We start from the raw sequence: 20,270 nt of genomic DNA, 5'->3' as shown, positions 1-20,270 counted from the left end.
GAATCCGTATTGTGGAAAGGAGACCTGGTTCATGACGAAAATGCAATTCAAAGCCGAGTCCAAAAGATTGTTGGAGATGATGATCAACTCCATCTATACGCAGCGGGAGATTTTTCTGCGCGAGCTGATTTCGAATGCCAGCGACGCCATCGATAAAATCTATTACCGGGCGTTAACCGATGACCAACTGGTCTTTAATAAGGACGACTATTTCATCAAAATCACCGCAGACAAAGAGACCCGTACTCTGACGATTTCCGATACGGGGATCGGGATGGCGAAGGAAGATCTCGAGAATAACCTCGGGATCATCGCCAAAAGCGGTTCGTTTGCGTTCAAGAACGAAAACGAGTTGAAGGACGGCCACAACATCATCGGCCAGTTCGGCGTAGGCTTCTATTCCGCGTTCATGGTAGCGGACGTCGTGACCGTCATCAGCCGGGCGTTGGGGAGCGACGAGGCGTTCAAGTGGGAGTCGCGGGGCGCGGACGGCTATACAGTTGAGCCGTGCGACAAGGCGACGGTCGGAACGGATATTATTCTGCAAATCAAAGAGAATACCGAGGACGATCAGTACGACGAATATCTCGAGGAATACCGCCTGAGATCGATCATCAAGAAATATTCGGATTTCATCCGCTACCCGATCAAGATGGATGTGACCGGAAGCCGCCCGAAGGAAGGCAGCGAAGGCGAATACGAGGAATACACGGAAGAGCAAACGGTCAACAGCATGGTGCCGATCTGGCGCAAAAACAAATCCGAGCTGACGCCGGAGGATTATGAAAATTTCTACATGGAGAAGCGTTACGGGTTCGACAAGCCGGTATCGCATATCCATATCAAGGCCGACGGCGCGGTCGTGTACAACGCGATTTTGTACATTCCGGAGAAAACTCCGTTCGATTATTACACGAAGGAATACGAAAAAGGGCTGGAGCTGTACTCGAACGGCGTGCTGATCATGAACAAATGCGCCGACCTGCTTCCGGATTACTTCAGCTTCGTCAAAGGGATGGTCGATTCGGAGGATCTGTCGCTGAACATCTCGCGGGAAATGCTGCAGCATGACCGTCAGCTGAAAGCGATCGCGAAGAACATCCAAAGCAAAATCAAAAGCCAGCTGCAAACGCTGCTTAAGGACGAGCGGGAGAACTACGAGCAGTTTTACGAATCGTTTGGCCGCCAGCTGAAGTTCGGCGTGTACAACGACTACGGCATGAACAAGGACGTGCTGCAGGACCTGCTCCTGTTCGCCTCCTCCAAGGAGAAAAAGCTTGTTACGCTGGACGAATACGTCTCGCGCATGCCGGAGGATCAGAAGTACATTTACTACGCGGCCGGCGAATCGGCGGAACGGCTGGAGAAGCTGCCGCAAACCGAGCTGGTGGCCGACAAAGGCTACGAGATCCTGTATTTTACCGACGATATCGACGAATTTGCGATCAAGATGATCATGAAATACAAGGATAAGGAGTTCAAATCGGTATCCAGCGGCGATCTGGGCATTGAAGTCGATGCTGCCGAGGATAAGGCCGAGACGGACGAGAACAAGGAACTGTTTGCGGCGATGAAAGAGCTACTCGCGGACAAAGTAAAGGCGGTCAAGGCGTCCAAACGGCTGAAATCCCATCCGGTGTGCTTGTCGACGGAAGGCGAGCTGACGATCGAGATGGAAAGAGTGCTGAACGCCATGCCGAATGCCGGCGGACAAGCGGTGAAAGCCGATAAAGTCCTGGAGATTAACGTGAACCACGACGTATTTGGGTCGCTGAAGAAAGCGTACGGCGGCGACAAAGAAAAGCTGGCTCTGTACACGAACCTGCTGTACAATCAGGCGCTGCTGATCGAAGGCTTGCCGGTGAACGATCCGGTCGAATTCACGAACGATATTTGCAAAGTTATGGTGTAAGGAATCCGGTCCCAAAGGGAAGCGGAACATAAGTCCTTGCCCCCTTCGGATCATACACTGTACAATACGGAACCACCTTCCGAACGAAAATTCGGGAGCGTGGTTCTTTTATTTTGGGGCTGGATTATGCCATCATGAAGGTGGGGGCGATGCATTCATGTTTAACGACTTCAAGCTCGTGGCCGAAACGCCGGTCTACGTGCAGGTGAAGAATTATATCAAATGGCTGATCACGAAAGGCGCTTTGCAGTCCGGTCAACGGCTGCCGTCGACGCGGGAACTGGCGGGGCTGCTCGGGGTTAGCCGCAACAGCGTAATTTCCGCCTACGAGGGCCTGGCGGAAGAAGGGCTGACCCGTGCCGTTACGGGCAAAGGAAGCTTCGTGGCCGAAGCGGCCGTCCCGGCTTTGGATCAAGTCCCGGCCTGGCGGATGAACTGGCCGGAACGGATGAACCGGCAGGCCCGGCTGTCCGTGGAACTGGATCATATGAAGCGCGGCAGGCCCGGCGTCCGGGCGGAGAAAGGCACGATTTCGTTCACGAGCATTGCCCCCGATGAGCAGCTGTTTGATTTGGATAACGTCAAGCGGGCTTTTTTGGACCGGATGGCAGTGGAAGGGCATGTACTGCTGAACTACGGATACGCCAGAGGGTATAAACCGCTGATTGACTATTTGCTGAAATATATGGAGCGCAAAGGCGTGGATTTGACGGGCAAGGAGATGCTGATCACCAGCGGGTTCACGGAGGGATTGGACATCGTGTTGTCGGCGATCCGCACAGGAGATGGCGAGGGCGAAGGCGGCTTCGTACTGTGCGAGAATCCGACGCACCATACCGCGATCAAGAATCTGCGGCGGCACGGGTTCGCGATCACGGGCATCCCGATGGAGCAGGACGGACTCGACCTGGCCGAATTGGAGCTAGCGCTGCAGCGGCAAGCTTATGACTGCGCGTATCTGGTTCCCTCTTACCACAATCCCACCGGTATCGTCACTTCGGCGGAGAAAAGGCTCGCTCTGCTGCAGCTGCTTGGCCGATACCGGGTGCCGGTCATCGAAGACGGCTTCAACGAGGAGCTGCGCTATTCCGGCTCGCACGTCGCCCCTTTGATCGCCATGGCGGGGCAGGGCAACGGCGTCGTGTATCTGGGCAGCTTCTCGAAGGTGCTGTTCCCGGGCATTCGCGTCGGCTGGGTGCTGGCGGACCGGGAGCTGATCGATGTGCTGGAAAGCGTCAAGCGGGCGCGCAGCATTCACACGTCGACGCTGGACCAGTCGCTGCTGTATCAATATTTGCAGAACGGGAATTTGGAGAAATATTTGAAGAAAGCCAGAGCCGAGTATCGGCGGAAATACGAATGGGCCAAAGCCTGCTGCGAGCGGCATGTACCCTACGCCCGGCTGTCGGGCAGCGGGGGGCTGCATCTGTTCGCGGAGTTTGCGGACGGCTTCGATACGTGGGAGCTGCTGGAGGCGTGCGCGAGCCAGGGCGTGATTTTTACGCCGGGAGATCTGTTTTACGTCGACGGCGGGGGCCAAAATACGATGCGGATCGGATTCTCGCGCGTGTCGGATGAGGATATCGGCAAGGGGATTCGCATCATCGGCGAAACGGCGGCGAAGCTGCTGGGGCGCTGAAATCAAGCTTCGACGCCGATTAAGCCGCCTGAACGGCTTCGTGGCAAGCAAAACTCGATCGACGTACGACAAAGCGGGTATATCGGTAGTTTTGTACGAAAAATCGTACAAAAGCACACGTGCACCTGCCAGTTGCCGGGGGTTGTACAAAAAATCGCACAAAAGCGCTCGTGCATCGACCAGTAGCCGGGGTTTTGTACGAAAAATCGTACAAAAGTGCTCGAGCACCGTCCAGTAGCCGGGGTTTTGTACGAAAAATCGTACAAAAGCGCTCGTGCACCGTCCAGTAGCCGGGGTTTTGTACGAAAAATCGTACAAAAGTGCTCGTGTAATGGACAACTGCGGTACCCAACCTGCTATCGTTACGAATTTTTCTCAGACCAGGCAGTTGGCTGCATAGTAGCACTGAATCAAAAAGTCAGGTTTAGAGCACCGAGAAGGTTGGATGAAGCCAGGGAGTGAGTAGCGGAGCGTAGACAAATCTACGTGAGCAACGGAAGGCCCGGCCGAATTCAAGATTCGACGTCGAATTCACTTCTCGGGCTGCTTCGTGATCGAAAGATGACTTTTTGAACTACCTATATAAGGAGAGAGAGAAGGACATGAGAGTGGGCGTGATTATGGGCGGCACCTCCTCGGAACGCGAGGTTTCGCTGATGACGGGGAAGGAAATCGTGGGGCGGCTGGACCGGAGCAAATATGAAGTGGTGCCGATCGAAGTCGCCAGGCGGGAGGAACTGATCGATCAGGTGCGAGGCATCGATTTCGCTTTGCTGGGGCTGCATGGCACGTTCGGCGAGGACGGTACGGTGCAAGGCGTACTGGAGACGCTGGGCATCCCCTATTCGGGCAGCGGCGTGTTATCCAGCAGCCTGTGCATGGATAAGAATTTGACGAAGCGGTTGCTGCGGGCCGAGGGCGTGTCGACGCCGGAGTGGGCGTGCCTGGATCGTCTTTCGTTTACGGGCGGGGAGTGGGAGAAGACGCTGGAGCCGCTCGGCTATCCGTTGTTCGTCAAACCCAATTCGGGAGGTTCCAGCATCGGCGTGCAGCGCGTGGATCGGAAAGAAGGGCTTCGGGATGCGCTGGAGGAGGCTTTCCGCTGGGACTCCGAAGTGATCGTCGAGTCCATGGTCACGGGCCAGGAAGTCACCTGTCCCGTTATAGACGGCGAGCTGCTGCCGGTCCTGGGCATCCGGGCGACCGGAGCGGAGTGGTTCGATTACGAGGCCAAATACAGCGACGGCGGGGCTGAGGAGCTTCCGATCGCGCTGCCGGCCGACGTGGATTCCCGTGTGCACAGTGCCGCGCTGGGCTGTTACCGGCTGCTGAAGTGCAGCGTCTATGCGCGGATCGACATGATCCTGAAGGACGGCGTCCCATACGTGCTCGAGGTCAACACGCTCCCGGGGATGACGGCGAACAGCCTGCTGCCGCGCAGCGCGAAGGCTGCAGGTATAAGCTACAGCGAGCTGCTCGACCGAATCATCGAGCTGTCGCTGGCCGAGCGTACGGGGGGCCGGGCAGGCGAAGCCGCTCGCCAAGTATTGCCGATGCAGTAGCTAAGGAGCCGGATGGGGAGCCCCAGAGTGCCAGGGAGCCAGAGTGCCAGAGTGCCTGGGAGCCAGGATTCAGGGTCCGGGAACGATTGACTGCAATCGCTGCCGGGATAATGATGGCACGTAAGGTCAGGGGGAGCTCATGGGTAGCTCATGTGGGCGTACGCTAAGCGAATGGAAATCCTTATTTGAAGTAGGACAGAGGTGAATTGGCTGGGATCGATTGGTAAAAGTAGAAGGGGGAAGTTTCAGGGAAAGTGGGCTGGGGAAGGGCGTGCCAACGGGCAAATGTTGTATTTCATACAACATGTTTGCCCTTGGACGCACTTCAAGCAGCGAATTGTTGCATTTCATACAACAATTTTCGCTTGGAGCAGCCCAGACCTCCCGAAATTGTTGTACAGAATACAACAATTCGGCCGGCGATGGTCCAATCGGCGGGAAATGCTGTACAAAATGCAACATTTCGGGAGTCGGACACAGCACCGGAGGCCGGCAGTTACGGACTTGACCCGGCAAACACAAAAAGAGACCGTCAAAAGCAGGTCTCTTCTCGCAATCAGCTGCTTGATTGAGTTCGTTTAAGCCATAACGATACGGCCCGCCGAGCATCATCAGTTGGCGAAGCTGCCGCTCAGCTCCAGCGCCTGCTCGACCGGCACGTAGTCGAAGTGCAGGTCGCGGGCCACCGAGGCATAAGTGATGGCGCCTCCCGCCACGTTGACACCTTTGCGCAAGGCGACGCGGTCGCTTAGAGCGGCATGGAGGCCTTTCGAGGCGATTTCCAGCGCGTACGGCATCGTCGCGTTGACGAGCGCCAGCGTCGACGTGCGCGGGACGGCGCCCGGCATATTGGCGACGGCGTAATGAACGACGCCGTGCTTCACATAAGTGGGGTCGGAGTGCGTGGTGATCCGGTCCACCGTCTCGAAGATCCCGCCCTGGTCGATAGCCACGTCCACGATGACCGAGCCGGGACGCATCACGCGGACCATGCTCTCCGTGACCAGCTTCGGCGCCTTGGCCCCGGGGATCAGCACCGCGCCGATCACGAGGTCGGACTCGGAGGCGGCTTCGGCGATATGCTGCGGACTCGACATCAGCGTCTGCACGCCGGTGCCGAAAATGTCCTCCAGCTGGCGCAGACGATCCGCGTTCAAGTCGATGATCGTGACGTCGGCACCTAACCCGATCGCGACCCGGGCCGCATTCGTGCCGACCACGCCTCCGCCGATGATCGTCACCTTGCCGCGCTTCACGCCCGGAACGCCGCCGAGCAGGATCCCTTTGCCTCCATGCGGCTTCTCCAGAAACTGCGCGCCGATTTGCACCGACATCCGTCCGGCGACTTCGCTCATCGGCGTAAGCAGCGGCAGCGTTTTGTTCACTTCGACCGTCTCGTAGGCAATGGCAGTGACGCCATGGTCCTTCAGCGCGGCCGTCAGCTCGGGTTCCGGCGCCAGATGCAGGTAGGTGAACAGGATCAGCCCTTGGCGAAAATAGCCGTATTCCGCCGGCTGCGGCTCCTTCACCTTCATCACCATGTCCGCAGACCACGCATCGGCCGCGCCGCTGACCAATTGAGCCCCGGCTGCCGCATATTCCGCGTCTTCAAAGCCGCTGCCGGCCCCGGCATTTTGCTCGATCAGCACCTGATGTCCTGCGTTAACGAGCGAATATGCGCCGGAAGGCGTCATCGCCACCCGGTTTTCATTATTTTTGATTTCCTTAGGAACTCCAACGATCATGCTGCTTCCTCCTCCGTTAGTTAAACTAACATCGATTTTGGAGCCACTGCTTATTTTGTCCAAAAATCGATTTTACCTGTCATTTTTTCTGACACAAGTATAGGACAGGAGAGCCGCTTTTTGTTTGTGGAGATGGAGGAAAAAAAACAGCCGGATTTGTGGAATTTCACAAAGGCTCAGCTGCCGCCGAACCGCTCGGCCTTCAGGTCGAGATATAATGTTACTTTCTGTTCCATGCTGGTCAAATCGATGCCGCCGATTTCGCTGATCCGCTTCAGCCGGTAATTCAGCGTATTCGTATGGACGTGCAGCGCGTCCGCCGCCGTTTTGGCATTGCTGTCGTGCGACAAAAATACCTCCAGCGTATGCAGCAGCTCGCTGTGGTGCTCCAGGTCGTAGGCTTGCAGCTTCATCAGTTGTTCGCTGACGCCGCCGTGCTTCCGGGATTCCTGCCAGATGAGCGGCAGGTACCGGTAGTAGCCGAGATCGGAATACATGACGATGCCGTTCGTCTCCTCCGGAAACTGCTGTTTGACCTGCAGCAGCAGCAGCGCTTCCCGGTAGCTGTCTTCCAGCCTGCCGTACTCGCCGTAGAGGCAACCGCCGGCCAGACCGGCATAATGCTCCCGGAAAAAAGCCTGCAAATTCCGGTGGATGGCCCCAAGCTGACCGGCCACCCCTTCCTTCGTTTTGTGCACGATCGGCGCGCACAGCAAGATCAGCTGATTTTTGTCGACGACGCGCAGCACGATCCGGCTGTAGGCCGAAACGGGAGCGAATTTCTCCATGACCTGTCGCTGCCAGGCTTCCTTTACCTCGGAGGCAAACTGCAGGACGACCACGTGAAAAAGAGGAGGGAGCGAGATCCCGATGTGATGCGCTTTTTCGCGGATCAGGGATTCGGCGGGGATATGCCCCGTCAGCAGCTGCCAGAAAAAATCCTTATGCGCCTCGTCCTCCTTGCGGCGCTGGAGCTGCCACTGCGCCATTTTCGGGCGGGCGGCCGCGGCCGCCTTCATTAATAAAGCCATTTCCGGCTCGGTAAAAGGCTTATCGGCCTCCAGCACCCAAATATAGCCGACGACCCGGGTATTCGAGCGGATCGCGATGGCCACCCGCTCGCTGAGGCCGATTTCGCCGATGGCGGCAATCCGTACCGGCGTTTCGCTTTCGAGCAGGCGGGGAATGACGCCGTCCCGCCACAAGCTGCCGATCACCCGGTCCGGGACGCGGCGTCCAACGATGGTGGCCAGCCGTGCGGCATCCGTCTCCGGAAGGTGCGAGCTGTAGGCGACCAGCCGATGGTTCGCATCCTCAATCGTGACCGGGCGGCCCAGCACGTCGTTGATTTTTTCCGCGAGCATTTCCAGATTGTCGGAGTACGGCTCGAAGATATCGTCCTGTTCTATCCGCATCAGCATCACCTCCGTAAGGCAAATTGTTCGGCTGCACCATCGCGCTCCGATATTTTGGGGAAGGTAGACAAACTCCGGTGGGAGCGGTTGTTTTATACTAATCTCCAAATATGAAAAAAGAAAGAGGGCCATATCTATGACGGCGATGCAATCATCCTTATCAGCTTCATCCATCGGCTATCGCGACACGTGGGCGGAGATTTCGCTCGCGGCGATCGCCCACAATACGCGCTTGTTTCGCAAGCAGGCGGCCGAAGGTTCCCGGCTGATGGCCGTAGTCAAAGCGAACGGGTACGGGCACGGGGCCGTGGAATCGGCGCGGGCCGCGATCAACGCCGAAGCGGAGTACCTGGGCGTGGCGCTTGTCGATGAAGCGCTGCAGCTTAGGGAAGCCGGCATATCACAGCCTATTCTCGTACTCGGTTATACGCCACCTCGTGGGGTGGAAACGGCGGTCCGGCACGGCATTACCCTATCGGTTTATACCGATGAGGTGCTGCAGGAAGCCATCGCCTGCGCGAAGCGGCAGCGGCGCCAGGCGCGCATCCATCTGAAGCTCGATACGGGCATGACCCGCATCGGCCTGCCCTCCGCCGGGGCCGTGATCGAGATGGCCGGAAAAGCTGCAGCCGCGGCCCCCTCCATCTTGCTGGAAGGATTGTTTACGCATTTTGCCGATGCCGACGGTCCCGATCCGGAATTTACCCGGCAGCAGTTTGCCCGGTTTTGCGCCTGCATCGACGCCTTGGCGGTCCGCGGCATCCACATCCCCATCAAGCACTGCTGCAACAGCGCAGCGGCGATGCGTTTTCCGGAGATGCATCTGGACATGATCCGGGTCGGCATCGCGCTATATGGGCTGCACCCCTCCGAACGGCTGCGCTTGCCCGAATATCCGCTGCGGCAGGCGATGCAGCTGAAGACGAAGATCGCGGCGCTCCACCGGATCGAGCCGGGCCGCACGGTCGGCTACAGCCGAACGTACCGGGCCCCTTCGGAGCGGATCACCGCGACCATCCCGATCGGTTATGCCGACGGTCTGTCGCGCGCCCTGTCCAATCGCGGCTACGCGATGGTGCGGCGGCAGCGGGTCCCGATCATCGGCCGGATTTGCATGGATCAGGCGATGCTGGATGTCACGGCGGTGAAGGGCGTCCAAACCGGAGACGAAGTCGCTTTGTTCGGCGGGACGAAAGCGTCGGAAGGGATCTCGATCGACGAGGTTGCCGGCTGGATGAACACCGTAAATTATGAAGTGGTTTGCATGATCGGCCAAAGGGTTCCGCGCATCTATCCAGGTTATTCCCATTCTATGGAATGATTGATAGTGTGACATTATATACCATATCTCTGGCATCATAATCTATGTTTCTCGTTTAGTAAATACTCAATGTAATATTACCTAACGCAAATCCCCCGACTCTGATGAATAGAGCGAGGGATTTTTGGGTTGTCCGTTAGGTTAGGAGTTACGTTTGGTAAAGGATAACACGATATCCTGCGGGTAATCGCCAAAACCGCTGCCGAACAGGTTCAGACCCTGTTTGTTTACGGCATCCTCCCGTACTTCGAAACGGACGCGTATCGGCTGATTGAACGCGAGCCCCAGCTTGCCGATAGTAGTTGCGGAGGCGGGAATGCCGTTCACCAGGGCTCCTTCCCGGGTCACGCGCCATTCGGCAAGCTGTCCGTATTGGGTGCCGTTTCGCCACTTCTCCGGGGTCAGTTTGCCTTTACGGTCGCCGAAATCGGCAGGGCTCGTCCAGGTTCCTACCGTCATGCCGTTGATGCTTACCGTGATGTCGGACGGCCAATCCTCACGGAACCCGGGTGCCTCCGAACAAACCTCCGCCCTGAGGCTCAGCTCCTCAAGCTCCACGCTCGGCGGCAGTGGATTGGCAAAGAAATATTCGACGTATCCCGCCTCGGCGAACCACAGCAATGCGGCCTCCGTCCGCTCCGGCATGTAGAACGCCCGAGGATCGTCCTGCGAGCCGATCAAGCTGCCGTCGCGCCCGACCATGCCGCAAGGCGGCTGTACGGAACAAATCGAATACATGCCGATCGGCATGCGGATTTCCTCGATTTGGTGAAGTCCTTCGCCCGGCCGCGTCGGAAGCTCGAGCTGAATGGAGCGGCAGGTGACGTAGCAGATTTTCTCCCGGTTCGCCCCTGGGGTGGATACGATTAGATCGGCCTGCTCGAGCGTCTGCACATTGATGGAGATGGTCGGCTGGGCGACGCCGAGTTCTTCGGCCAACTGGTTAATGCTCATCGGCTGCTTGCCCAGCGCTTCCAGGATGCGGACGCGAACGTCGCCGGAGAGCGCTTTGGCCACGTCCAAAATCCGTGAAGCGGGATAACGTATCGTTTCCTGGCGATGCGGTTCACTCATGGATACAAATCCTTTCTAAAAGCGGGATAAAACCTGAGATCAGTGTACACCAAAAGTCCAATATTGTAAATTTATAATATACATTGAATTATTGCAATACACGTGCTATGATGGGGGCGAAATGATCCAAACCCAACCATTCATAAGGAAAGGTGTGCAAACGAATATGATGAATCCCGCGATGACGGCGGAACCGGCGACGATTCCCCGTCCGGAGTTTCCCCGTCCGGACTGGCAGCGAGAAGATTGGTTTAATCTGAACGGAACCTGGGCGTTCCGGTTCGATCCGAACGAAGAGGGCTTGGCGAACGCTTGGCAGATCCAGGAGGCGTCCGCCTATCCGGACCGGATTCAAGTGCCGTTTTCCTGGTCAAGCCCCTTATCGGGCATCGGCAAAAACGAAGCCGGGATCGGCTGGTACCGCCGCTCCGTGGCATGGCAGCCGGCAGCGGCCGGGGCGCGGATATTCCTCCGCTTTGGAGCCGTCGACTACGGCTGCGAGGTCTGGGTGAACGGAAACCACGCCGGTTCCCACCAAGGCGGATACGGCACGTTTGAATTCGAAGTCACGGACCGCTGGAGCGCGAAGGGCGAAAATACGATCGTGGTCCGCGTGGAGGACAAGGACGGCGATTTTCAGGCTCGCGGCAAGCAAGGATACGGCGAGATTCGCGGCATGTGGCAGACGGTTTGGCTTGAGGCGCGGCCGCAAAGCTATGTGAAGGACGCTAAGTTCCGCACGTATCTCGACGGGCGCGTTGAGGTGACGGCACTGATCGTAGCTGGAGCGGACGGCGAAGCCGAGCTTGGCTTGCGGTTTGCCGAAGGCGCCGTAAACCATGCGGAATCGTTGACGCTGAAAGCCGGCGAAAACACGGTCCATACCTCCTTTAAGGTGGCGAATCCCCGGCTTTGGAGTCCGGAAACCCCGTATTTGTACGAAGGCGAGTTGCGGTTGTCGGGAGCGTTTGGCGAGGATGCCGTCGCCACCTATTTCGGGATCCGGGAGATCGGCACCGCCCGGTTCGGCGAACGGAATTACCGCTGGATCACGCTGAACGGCAAGCCGGTTTACCTGAACGGGACGCTGGACCAGTCTTTCCATAAGACCGGATATTTCACATACCCGACCGACGAAGAAATGCGAGATGAAATATTCCTGATGAAGCGGCTGGGACTGAATTTCGCGCGGATCCACATCAAACCGGAGGAGCCGCGCAAGCTGTATTGGGCCGATAAGCTTGGCCTGCTCATTATGGAGGATATGCCCTGCTTCTGGGGCGCGCCGGATGAGCGGGCGCGAGCTTCCTACGAAAATGAAGCCCGCGAAACGATTGCCCGCGATTACAACCACCCCTCGATTTTTTCCTGGGTCATGTTTAATGAGACTTGGGGGTTGAAGTCGGGGAAAGCGGCCGGCAGTTTGACCGGTGATGAATCAGGCAATATGAACTATTTGCCGGAAACCCAGGAATGGGTGCAGGGGATATACCGCTGGGCCAAGGAAATCGACCCCACACGCCTGGTGGAAGACAATTCGGCCTGCAACTGGGACCATGTCGAAACGGATCTGAACACTTGGCATTTCTATATCAACGGCTATGAGCAGGTGCGGGAGCATGTGAGCGATATCGTGGCTAAGACTTTTCCAGGCTCGACCCTCAATTACATCGGAGGCCGCGTGCAATCGGACGCCCCGCTGATGAACAGCGAATGCGGAAACGTCTGGGGCATTGAGCACGGGGCGGGCGACAGCGATTTGGCCTGGCATTACCGGTACATGCTGAACGAATTCCGCCGCCACGACAAAATGTGCGGGTTCGTGTTTACGGAATTCCGCGACGTGACCAACGAATTCAACGGGTATTACCGGCTGGATGGGACGGATAAGGATTTCGGGTACGGCGATTTCGTTCCGGGCATGACGATCGCCGACCTGCATGCGCCGGACTTCATCGTCATCGACGCGCCGCCGTCGCAAACGGTCGATGCCGGGGAGAAGGTTTCCGTAGCCCTGCTGCGTTCCAGCTTTTCGGACCGTTATCATGGCCGGTCGCTGAGCTTGGCCTGGGAATTGTGGTACGACTATCTTGGTGTCCGTACCGTGGCCGACAGCGGCGGTGCCGCCATCGCTTGGGACGGATACGGCGTAGAGCCGATTGCGCCGCTCGGCGTTATCATGCCGGAGCAGGACGCCGTTGCGGTATTGGCCCTGCGTTTAGTGGATGAGGCGGGGGAAACGATTTCCCGCAACTTCACGGCTTTTGACGTACGCAGCGGCACGGCCGAAGGCGTATATGATCTTGACGGCCGCAGCGGCGCGGTCAGCGTTCCGGTTGCCGATTTCGCGGACCAATCGTTTGCACGCCAATGGGAAGCGATTCAGGGAGCCAAGGTAAACGGTGCGGGGAAAGGGGCGTTCGCTTACCGCGTGCAGCTCCCGGATCCGGGGCGGCAGGAGTGGATCGGCGAAATCGAAATCCTGTTCGAGGCCGGCGCCAAAAGAGTATTGGCCCGCGACGTCGAGGGAGTCAAGGCGCACGAACTGGGGATTCACTTCATGCACGGCGCTCCCGCCGACGTGGAATACAACCCGAACACCTACTACATGACGGACGAGGAGCGGCACGAATCGCAGGTTGCCGTGTTCGTGGACGGGGAGCCGGTCGGAACCGTCGCTTTGCCCGATGACCCGGCGGACAGCCGCGGCGTATTGTCCTGGCATTATCAGCCGCAAGCGAAACGGCTGGATGAAGCGGGATCGTACGGTTATTTGTGCAAGCTGAAACTGCCGGGACGCATCGTTGCCAAGCTCGACCGCAGCCGCAGCTTCCGCCTGGAGCTTCGGGCGGACGAAGGCGGGCTTGCCCTGTACGGACGCAATGCCGGGCGTTATCCGCTGGACATTTTGATCCGTTATTGTTAAGGATGAACAGAGCCATAAGGTCAACCGGGAATACCGGTTGGCCTTTTTTTATTTCCCGTACCGTGTCGCATTTGGTTGGCAAGCCGTTTATTTTCAAGTACGCTATGAGATGATTCTTTTAAAACAGGAAACAAAGAGGGAGTTGCGATGAAATTTCCGTTCAGGATGGGCGTGCGCTTCAAGATGATCACGATTTTTATCACGGCATTAATCATCCCTGCCGTCACTTTCGTCATTTTCGTGCCCTCTTACTACAATAAAAACATGACGAAGGATATGGAGTTGTCCACGGAAGCGGCCGTTTCGTCGGCGTTAAGGAACATCAATACCTATATCGAGGACCTGGAGCGGCTCGTCGTGGTGCCTTACATGAACCAATCGATCATGGACGCCTTCATCACCTGGCGGAAAATAGACAAGGGCGAAGAGGTGCCGATGATCGACCAACTCGAGGCCTCGCGGGCCATGAACACGACGCTGCCCAACTATACGCAAAACGTGCGGAAGGATATCACCGGTACGCTAGTGTGTTTCATTCCGAAAAAAGTCTTTGCCGTGTACCTAAATAACAGCAGCCTGGTCGACGATTATCCGTACTCCGAACAGAGCTGGTATAAGCGGGCGTTCCAAGCGGACGGCAAAACCGTCTTCATCAGTTCGCACCGGCAGGATTATCTCATGAATCCCCCGGCGGAGAGGGTATTTTCGATCGTGAAGCTGGTGAAGGATCTCGATACGCGGCAGCCGATCGCCGTGGTCAAAGCGGATGCCGACACGAAAGTCTTATCATCGATTCTTGACGGCATCCATCTGAATGTCTCTTCCGTGATGTCGGTAGTGGATGAGCAGGGAAACGTGATTTACGCGAACAGTCCGCTGTCGGAAACGATCCGGCAGGAACTGAAGAATTTACCCTCGCAAATCGTGGATGACGGGCAGGTGTATAATGTCATCTCCCAGCATATCGAGAAAACGGACTGGAATATGGTCGCGCTGGTTTCGGAGACCGATTATTACCGCAAAATCCTGCTGATGCGGCTCACGGTCATCGGCGTATACGTGTTTGTGTCGATCGCGTCCATTATCCTCGTGGCTTATTTGTCCAAGCGGCTGGTAAAGCCTTTGAAAGAGATCGTCGGCGTCATGGCCGAAGTGGAAACGGGGAACTTCAACGTTCGCGTTCCGGTTAAAAGCCAGGATGAAATCGCTAGTCTGGGAAGCGCGTTCAACATGATGCTCGGTGAAGTCAACGAACTGCTGATCCGCGAGTACAAAGCGGTGTTGAGCCAACAGTCCGCAGAGTACAAAGCATTGCAGTCGCAGATTCATCCGCATTTTTTGTACAATACGCTGAACAGCATTATCGGCATTAACCGGCTCGGGGACAGCATAGGCGTGGAGCGGGCTATCTTGTCCCTGACGGGGATGATGCGCTACATGACGGAGCAGAACGATTGGACCACGCTCGCCGAAGAGTTTCATATGCTGAAGCAGTACTGCTATTTGCAGAAGCTGAGATTTCAAAACAGGCTGGAATACCGGATCGAGTTGGACCCGGATGTCTGGAACGTACGTATTCCGAAGTTGCTGCTCCAGCCTCTGGTCGAAAATGCGATCGTACACGGCATCGAACCGCTGGGAGACCCGGGCCATTTGACGGTAACGGGGACGCTTGAGGGCAGCGACAGGGCCGGCGAGATCGTGATCCTCGTGGAAGATACGGGCATGGGATTAGAGACGCTCGAGGGGGGACACTGGATGGGCGTAGGTTTGTCCAATGTGAAAAATCGTCTGGAGTATGCTTATAGAAACGCCTCGATAGACATCGAAAGCGGGATAAGCCGGGGAACGAAAATCACCATTCGCATTCCGCAGGAAGGAGGAGAGCCAGAATGAAAATCGTCATCGCCGACGACGAGTATTACGTTCGCATGAGCCTGCTGACGATGCTGCAGGAAATTATGACGGAGCCTTACGAAATTATCGAGGCGGAGCATGGAAAGCAATTGCTGGAGATCTTGGACGACACGCGTCCCGACATCGTATTTCTGGATATCCGCATGCCCAAGATGGATGGGCTGGAGGCATTTGAACAAGCCAAAGGCGTATCGCCGGACATTCAATGGGTCGTGATCAGCGGTTATGCCGATTTTGAATACGCCCGGCAGGCGCTAAAGCTCGGGGCGGTCGATTATTTGCTCAAACCGGTCGCGCCGGAAACGTTAAGTCAAATTATCGACAAGGCGAAAAGCGTCATTGCGGCCGAAATTGCGGCCCGAAATAAAACGTTCGCTTACGATCTGACCGCGCTGTTCAACGGGACGATCAACACCGGAGAACTGCCGCCCGGCAGCGATTTGCGGGAATATCAATACCTCCCGTTGGTCTTCGCTTTCGAATCGGTCCTGCCGGAAAACGAGAAAAGCAAAACCCTCTCCGGATTTTGCGCTAGCCTGGAAAAATCGGCGTTCAGCTTCAAAGCCGATCAGGCACGGGCCGCCCTCGTCGTGATCCCGAACGGTCGAATCAGTATCGTCCTGGGCTGGAAGGATCAAAACAACGAGAGGATGGAGTGGGAAATCCGTCGTTTTTTCGGGAAAGTGAACGAGCTCCGGCAGCAGTACAGCAGCGGCTCGCTAAGAATCTACGGGATGATCGGCGAGGTTTGCCGCGGCATGGAAGAGCTGGAACGGTATTTGGAGGTTATGGAGCAGGTGCTGTACATGCGGGTGCTTTGCGATAGCCGGCAACTGCTCAAGCTGCAGGAGCTTGCGGATAAAAAGGATGCTTCCGGCGCCCAGACGGCGGAGTTCTGCCGAAACCTGATCGCCTTGGCGGAAGCGGCGGAACGGAAGGACTATTATCGCTATGTGATGCTCCGGCGCAGTTTGGAAACGATGGCGGGAACCCTTGCCCCGTCGTTGACCGAAAGCATGAGAAGCCATATTGGGGGATACCTGCGCAGCGCGCTCGGCGGTGAAGAGACGACGAAGGATTCTGCCTTTCGGCCGGAGGACGCCCGCTGCTGGCTGAAGCTTATGGACGAAGGGGAGAAGCGGATGCTGGCGGATGCCGGAAACGGGCCCGACCTGATCGACCAGGTGGTGGAGTTCATGGAATCCCATTATGCGCAGGATATCGGCGTCTCCGTCGTTGCCGACGTCTTCAAAATTACGCCGAACTACCTCAGCGCTCTATTTCATAAAAAAACGGGAACCACCTTCGTGAAATATTTGACGCATATTCGGATCGTCAAGGCGAAAGAGCTGCTGTGCGGCCAGAATATGCAGGTGCAGGAGGTAGCGGCGGCGGTCGGTTATGCGAACCCGAAGCATTTCGCCAAAGTATTCAAGGAGCATTGCGGGTGCTATCCTTCGGAATTTCGCGCTTGATCCCAGCGAAGTGGCAGAAAACTCTTGATGCCGGAAACGGTTTTGACTCCGGCCTTGGAGTTTTTTTTTGCTTCTTCCGGCGATCATAGAAAATTGCACCTGCATTGTAGATTACCTACCTGCTCAAGGAATTGTTTGTCCACTAAGATTATTTATGAAATACATTACGATCTATGGGAGGTCATTCCGGAATGCAAGCTAGAAAAACGTTGAGAAGAATGTTAGCGGTTTCATTGACCGCGGTCCTGACGGCAGCGGTTTTTACCGCCTGTTCGGGATCCAAGGGCGAATCCGCCGGATCGGGCAAAGAAGAGAATGTTACCCTGTCCGTTTGGACGCAGCGAAGCGGCGAAGGGGCTGCGGTGCTGGAGAAGGTAGCCAGACAGTTCGAAGCGGAAAACCCCGGCATCAAAATCGATTTCAACGCGCCGGGCAACGAATACGAAAATATGCTGAAAATCAAAATGTCGTCCGACGAAATGCCTGATATTTGGTCCACCCACGGCTGGGCAGTGGGGAAATACAGCGACCGGCTTGCCGATTTGTCCGGCGAACCGTGGGTATCCCGCCTAATTCCTTCCTTGAAAGACCAGGTGACCGACAAGGACGGCCGCGTGCTCGCCATGACGATCGACTCGGACACGTCGGCGCTCGCTTATAACGTCGAGCTGTTTGAGAAATACAATTTGGAAGTGCCGAAGACGATGGATGAGTTGCTCGCTCTTTGCGAAAAGGTGAAGACGGAAAGCGGCGGCAAAGTCACGCCGATCCATATCGGCGGCGGCGACAGCTGGCCGATCGGCCAGGCCGTCGATTACTTCTCCACGACGCTGCTAACGACGGACGCCAGCCACAACTACGGCGAAGATCTGAAGGGCGGCACGTTCGATTGGGAGCAGTATAAGCCGCTGGGGGAATTTTTCAAGACCTTGCAGGAAAAAGGGTACGTCAACAAAGATATTTTGACGGCCAAAAACGACGATACGGCGAAAGCCATCGCCAACAACGAAGCGCTGATTGCCGTTACCGGCTTCGGCATCAAGGACATGGCGCAGCAGTATAATCCGGGCGTCAAAATCGGATTTTTCCCGATCCCATCGTTCTACGAAACGGATGAACCGGTACTGATCGGCGGCGAAACCGATGCCTGGGGGATTTGGAAAAACACGAAGCATATGGAAGCAGCCAAGAAATTCGTCGCTTATTATGCCGATCCCGAAATCAACAAGCAAATATGCGAAGATACATCCATCCGTTCGGCTTTCGCGGACGTGAATGCGGATTTGGGAGATATGACCCCTTATTACGAAGCGGCCAAGGATGCCCGCATCGAGCCTTATTTCGACCGCGTCTACTTCCCGAGCGGCATGTGGGACTCGATGTCCAAGTACGGACAGATGCTGTTTACGGATGGCTACTCGGTCGATCAATACGTCAAAGACATGGGCGACGATTACAAAAGATTGATGAGCAAATAAGGTTCGGCCCGTCATAGGTTCGGCAAGGACCTATGACGGGCTTGCTTTAAACGCCAACCGCCGTACCCTGCCCGCGAAGGAGTCAAGTTTAATGAATATGCTAAATAGGTTCAATCGATCGTCGTCAAGCATCAATTGGATGTATGTCCCCGCTCTTATTTTCTTTATCGTATTTATCGCGTATCCGTTTATCCAGGGGATCATGATCTCCTTCACCGATTGGAACGGATATTCGGAGACGTGGAACATGATCGGGCTCGATAATTACAAACGGTTGTTTTCGGACAAAAACATGGGGCTCGTCATCGCGAATACGTTCATTTTCGGCGTGCTCAGCACGTTATTCCAAAATTTGTTCGGACTGCTGTACGCGTTTTTCGTGGATATGAAATTCCGGTTCCGCGGACTCGTTCGCACGATCGTTTATTTGCCGGTTATCGTTTCGCCGCTCATCATGGGTTATATTCTGTACTACTTTTTCCAATATAACGGCGGAGCGCTTAACGAAATCATGGCCTGGTTCGGCGTGGCCCCCCGGAATTGGCTCGATCAATGGGGCAGTGCCGTCACCAGTATCGTCGTCGTTAATACGTTTCAGTATGTAGGCCCGGCCATGATCATCTATTTGACCGGTCTGCAATCCATCTCTCACGACTATTACGAAGCCGCCGAACTGGATGGGGCTTCTTCTTTCGCTAAATTCAAATCGATTACGCTGCCGCTGCTCATGCCGGCCATTACCATCAACGTCGTATACAACCTGATCGGCGGGTTGAAGCTGTTCGACATCATCATGGCGCTGACGGGCGGCGGCCCGGGTTATACGACCTCTTCGCTGTCCACGTTTATGTACGCCGTTTACTCGGGACAGCAGGACGCCGGATACGCGACAGCGATAGGGAATCTGATGTTCGTCATCATCGGCCTGATCGGCCTCCTCGTGCTGAATACGCTGCGCAAGAAGGAGGTTGAATACTGATGTCCGGCAAAAAGACGCTGCGCCATGCTTTGATCACGATCACCGGCGTACTGATTTGCGCGCTGCAGATCGTTCCGTTTTACATGATGATCAATATCTCGCTGAAGGATATCACGGATTACAAATCGACGCTTGGATTGCCGAAGCAGGTCAATTTTGAAAACTTCGCCAACGCGTGGAGTAACGCCAACCTCAGCGTTGCTTTCAAAAATAACATCATTATCGCGTTATGCACGCTTGTTCTGGTCATTCTCGTCGCATCTATGGCTTCGTACCCGCTGTCGAGAAACAAATCGAAGCTCAACAAAACGATCTATACGGTATTTATCGCTTGCCTGGTCATTCCTTCCTTGACCTTGATCGTGCCGTTATACGGCATCCTGATCGATATTCGCGCTTTGAATACGCTTTGGGGCGCGATTCTGATCCAGACGGCATTTTCTTTGCCGATGGCGATCTTTCTGTATACCGGATTCATTTCCTCGATTCCGCGCGAGCTGGATGAAGCCGGCCTGATCGACGGAGCCGGCCGTACGGGGATCTTCTTCAAACTGATTTTCCCGCTGCTGAAGCCGATCACCGCGTCGGTGGTCATTTTGCAAGGCGTGGGGATCTGGAACGAATACGGCATGTCTCTGTACATTTTGCAAAACAAAGACGTACAGACGCTGACCGTGGCGCTGTCCCGCTTCGTCGGCCAATACCAGTCGCAAATGAACTGGGTGGCGGCAGGCTGCTTGATGGCAGCGGCTCCGATGATTGTGCTGTTCCTGGTGTTCCAGAAACAATTTATCAAAGGCATCGCTTCCGGTGCGGTGAAAGGGTAG

General features: G+C 56.0%; 13 protein-coding genes. 10 read left to right on the top strand and 3 right to left on the bottom strand.

Annotated features, from left to right (window positions below; translation table 11 throughout):
* The first annotated feature begins 31 nt into the window (after nt 1-31).
* From htpG to ACQ4N8_RS08915, 3 genes are all read left to right on the top strand, one after another.
* A complete protein-coding gene (htpG, locus tag ACQ4N8_RS08925; protein WP_430703997.1) occupies nt 32-1,912 on the top strand; it encodes a molecular chaperone HtpG in 1,881 nt (626 codons plus the stop codon).
* A 157-nt stretch (nt 1,913-2,069) separates the two neighbouring features.
* The gene (locus ACQ4N8_RS08920) at nt 2,070-3,551 is read left to right on the top strand and encodes a PLP-dependent aminotransferase family protein (RefSeq protein WP_430703996.1); all 1,482 of its coding nucleotides are present in this window, start codon (nt 2,070-2,072) and stop codon (nt 3,549-3,551) included.
* Nucleotides 3,552-4,153: 602 nt separating this feature from the next.
* Nucleotides 4,154-5,113: a D-alanine--D-alanine ligase gene (locus ACQ4N8_RS08915; RefSeq protein ID WP_430703995.1), complete on the top strand. Its 960-nt coding sequence runs from the start codon at nt 4,154-4,156 to the stop codon at nt 5,111-5,113.
* Nucleotides 5,114-5,724: 611 nt separating this feature from the next.
* Here ACQ4N8_RS08915 and ald read toward each other — a convergent pair.
* Both ald and ACQ4N8_RS08905 read right to left on the bottom strand, forming a co-directional pair.
* The gene (gene ald / locus ACQ4N8_RS08910; RefSeq protein WP_430703994.1) at nt 5,725-6,858 is read right to left on the bottom strand and encodes an alanine dehydrogenase; all 1,134 of its coding nucleotides are present in this window, start codon (nt 6,856-6,858) and stop codon (nt 5,725-5,727) included.
* A 176-nt stretch (nt 6,859-7,034) separates the two neighbouring features.
* Nucleotides 7,035-8,273 carry a PucR family transcriptional regulator gene (locus ACQ4N8_RS08905; RefSeq protein WP_430703993.1) on the bottom strand — a complete coding sequence of 413 codons (1,239 nt, stop codon included), beginning with the start codon at nt 8,271-8,273 and terminating at the stop codon, nt 7,035-7,037.
* Between the two features lie 136 nt (nt 8,274-8,409).
* On the opposite strand from ACQ4N8_RS08905, the gene alr reads away from it, so the two are divergent.
* Nucleotides 8,410-9,594 carry an alanine racemase gene (alr, locus tag ACQ4N8_RS08900; RefSeq protein ID WP_430703992.1) on the top strand — a complete coding sequence of 395 codons (1,185 nt, stop codon included), beginning with the start codon at nt 8,410-8,412 and terminating at the stop codon, nt 9,592-9,594.
* Nucleotides 9,595-9,735: 141 nt separating this feature from the next.
* On the opposite strand, the gene ACQ4N8_RS08895 is transcribed toward alr, so the two are convergent.
* The gene (locus tag ACQ4N8_RS08895; RefSeq protein ID WP_430703991.1) at nt 9,736-10,668 is read right to left on the bottom strand and encodes an ArsR/SmtB family transcription factor; all 933 of its coding nucleotides are present in this window, start codon (nt 10,666-10,668) and stop codon (nt 9,736-9,738) included.
* A gap of 166 nt (nt 10,669-10,834) precedes the next feature.
* Here ACQ4N8_RS08895 and ACQ4N8_RS08890 point away from each other — a divergent pair, with 166 nt between their 5' ends.
* From ACQ4N8_RS08890 to ACQ4N8_RS08865, 6 genes are all read left to right on the top strand, one after another.
* Nucleotides 10,835-13,594: a glycoside hydrolase family 2 protein gene (locus ACQ4N8_RS08890; protein WP_430703990.1), complete on the top strand. Its 2,760-nt coding sequence runs from the start codon at nt 10,835-10,837 to the stop codon at nt 13,592-13,594.
* A gap of 147 nt (nt 13,595-13,741) precedes the next feature.
* Nucleotides 13,742-15,490: a sensor histidine kinase gene (locus tag ACQ4N8_RS08885; protein WP_430703989.1), complete on the top strand. Its 1,749-nt coding sequence runs from the start codon at nt 13,742-13,744 to the stop codon at nt 15,488-15,490.
* A complete protein-coding gene (locus ACQ4N8_RS08880; protein WP_430703988.1) occupies nt 15,487-16,986 on the top strand; it encodes a response regulator transcription factor in 1,500 nt (499 codons plus the stop codon). The genes ACQ4N8_RS08885 and ACQ4N8_RS08880 overlap by 4 nt, the downstream gene beginning before the upstream one ends.
* 191 nt (nt 16,987-17,177) lie before the next feature.
* Nucleotides 17,178-18,464: an ABC transporter substrate-binding protein gene (locus ACQ4N8_RS08875; protein ID WP_430703987.1), complete on the top strand. Its 1,287-nt coding sequence runs from the start codon at nt 17,178-17,180 to the stop codon at nt 18,462-18,464.
* 91 nt (nt 18,465-18,555) lie between these two features.
* Nucleotides 18,556-19,443 (top strand): carbohydrate ABC transporter permease, encoded by an 888-nt coding sequence (locus ACQ4N8_RS08870; protein WP_430703986.1) that lies wholly within the window; start codon nt 18,556-18,558, stop codon nt 19,441-19,443.
* On the top strand, nt 19,443-20,270 hold the full coding sequence (locus tag ACQ4N8_RS08865) for a carbohydrate ABC transporter permease (RefSeq protein WP_430703985.1): 828 nt from the start codon (nt 19,443-19,445) through the stop codon (nt 20,268-20,270). The genes ACQ4N8_RS08870 and ACQ4N8_RS08865 overlap by 1 nt, the downstream gene beginning before the upstream one ends.

The organism is Paenibacillus macerans, assembly GCF_050565405.1.
Taxonomy (GTDB): domain Bacteria; phylum Bacillota; class Bacilli; order Paenibacillales; family Paenibacillaceae; genus Fontibacillus; species Fontibacillus macerans_B.
This window is presented reverse-complemented; position numbering and strand designations above follow the sequence as displayed.

Bases quoted from the DNA above. Each gene is read 5' to 3' on its own strand.
- ACQ4N8_RS08870 (WP_430703986.1), top strand. From the start codon at position 18,556: ATGAATATGCTAAATAGGTTCAATCGATCGTCGTCAAGCATCAATTGG.
- ACQ4N8_RS08875 (WP_430703987.1), top strand. From the start codon at position 17,178: ATGCAAGCTAGAAAAACGTTGAGAAGAATGTTAGCGGTTTCATTGACC.
- ACQ4N8_RS08885 (WP_430703989.1), top strand. From the start codon at position 13,742: ATGAAATTTCCGTTCAGGATGGGCGTGCGCTTCAAGATGATCACGATT.
- ald (WP_430703994.1), bottom strand. From the start codon at position 6,858: ATGATCGTTGGAGTTCCTAAGGAAATCAAAAATAATGAAAACCGGGTG.
- ACQ4N8_RS08915 (WP_430703995.1), top strand. From the start codon at position 4,154: ATGAGAGTGGGCGTGATTATGGGCGGCACCTCCTCGGAACGCGAGGTT.
- ACQ4N8_RS08920 (WP_430703996.1), top strand. From the start codon at position 2,070: ATGTTTAACGACTTCAAGCTCGTGGCCGAAACGCCGGTCTACGTGCAG.
- ACQ4N8_RS08880 (WP_430703988.1), top strand. From the start codon at position 15,487: ATGAAAATCGTCATCGCCGACGACGAGTATTACGTTCGCATGAGCCTG.
- ACQ4N8_RS08905 (WP_430703993.1), bottom strand. From the start codon at position 8,273: ATGCGGATAGAACAGGACGATATCTTCGAGCCGTACTCCGACAATCTG.
- ACQ4N8_RS08865 (WP_430703985.1), top strand. From the start codon at position 19,443: ATGTCCGGCAAAAAGACGCTGCGCCATGCTTTGATCACGATCACCGGC.
- alr (WP_430703992.1), top strand. From the start codon at position 8,410: ATGACGGCGATGCAATCATCCTTATCAGCTTCATCCATCGGCTATCGC.
- htpG (WP_430703997.1), top strand. From the start codon at position 32: ATGACGAAAATGCAATTCAAAGCCGAGTCCAAAAGATTGTTGGAGATG.
- ACQ4N8_RS08890 (WP_430703990.1), top strand. From the start codon at position 10,835: ATGATGAATCCCGCGATGACGGCGGAACCGGCGACGATTCCCCGTCCG.
- ACQ4N8_RS08895 (WP_430703991.1), bottom strand. From the start codon at position 10,668: ATGAGTGAACCGCATCGCCAGGAAACGATACGTTATCCCGCTTCACGG.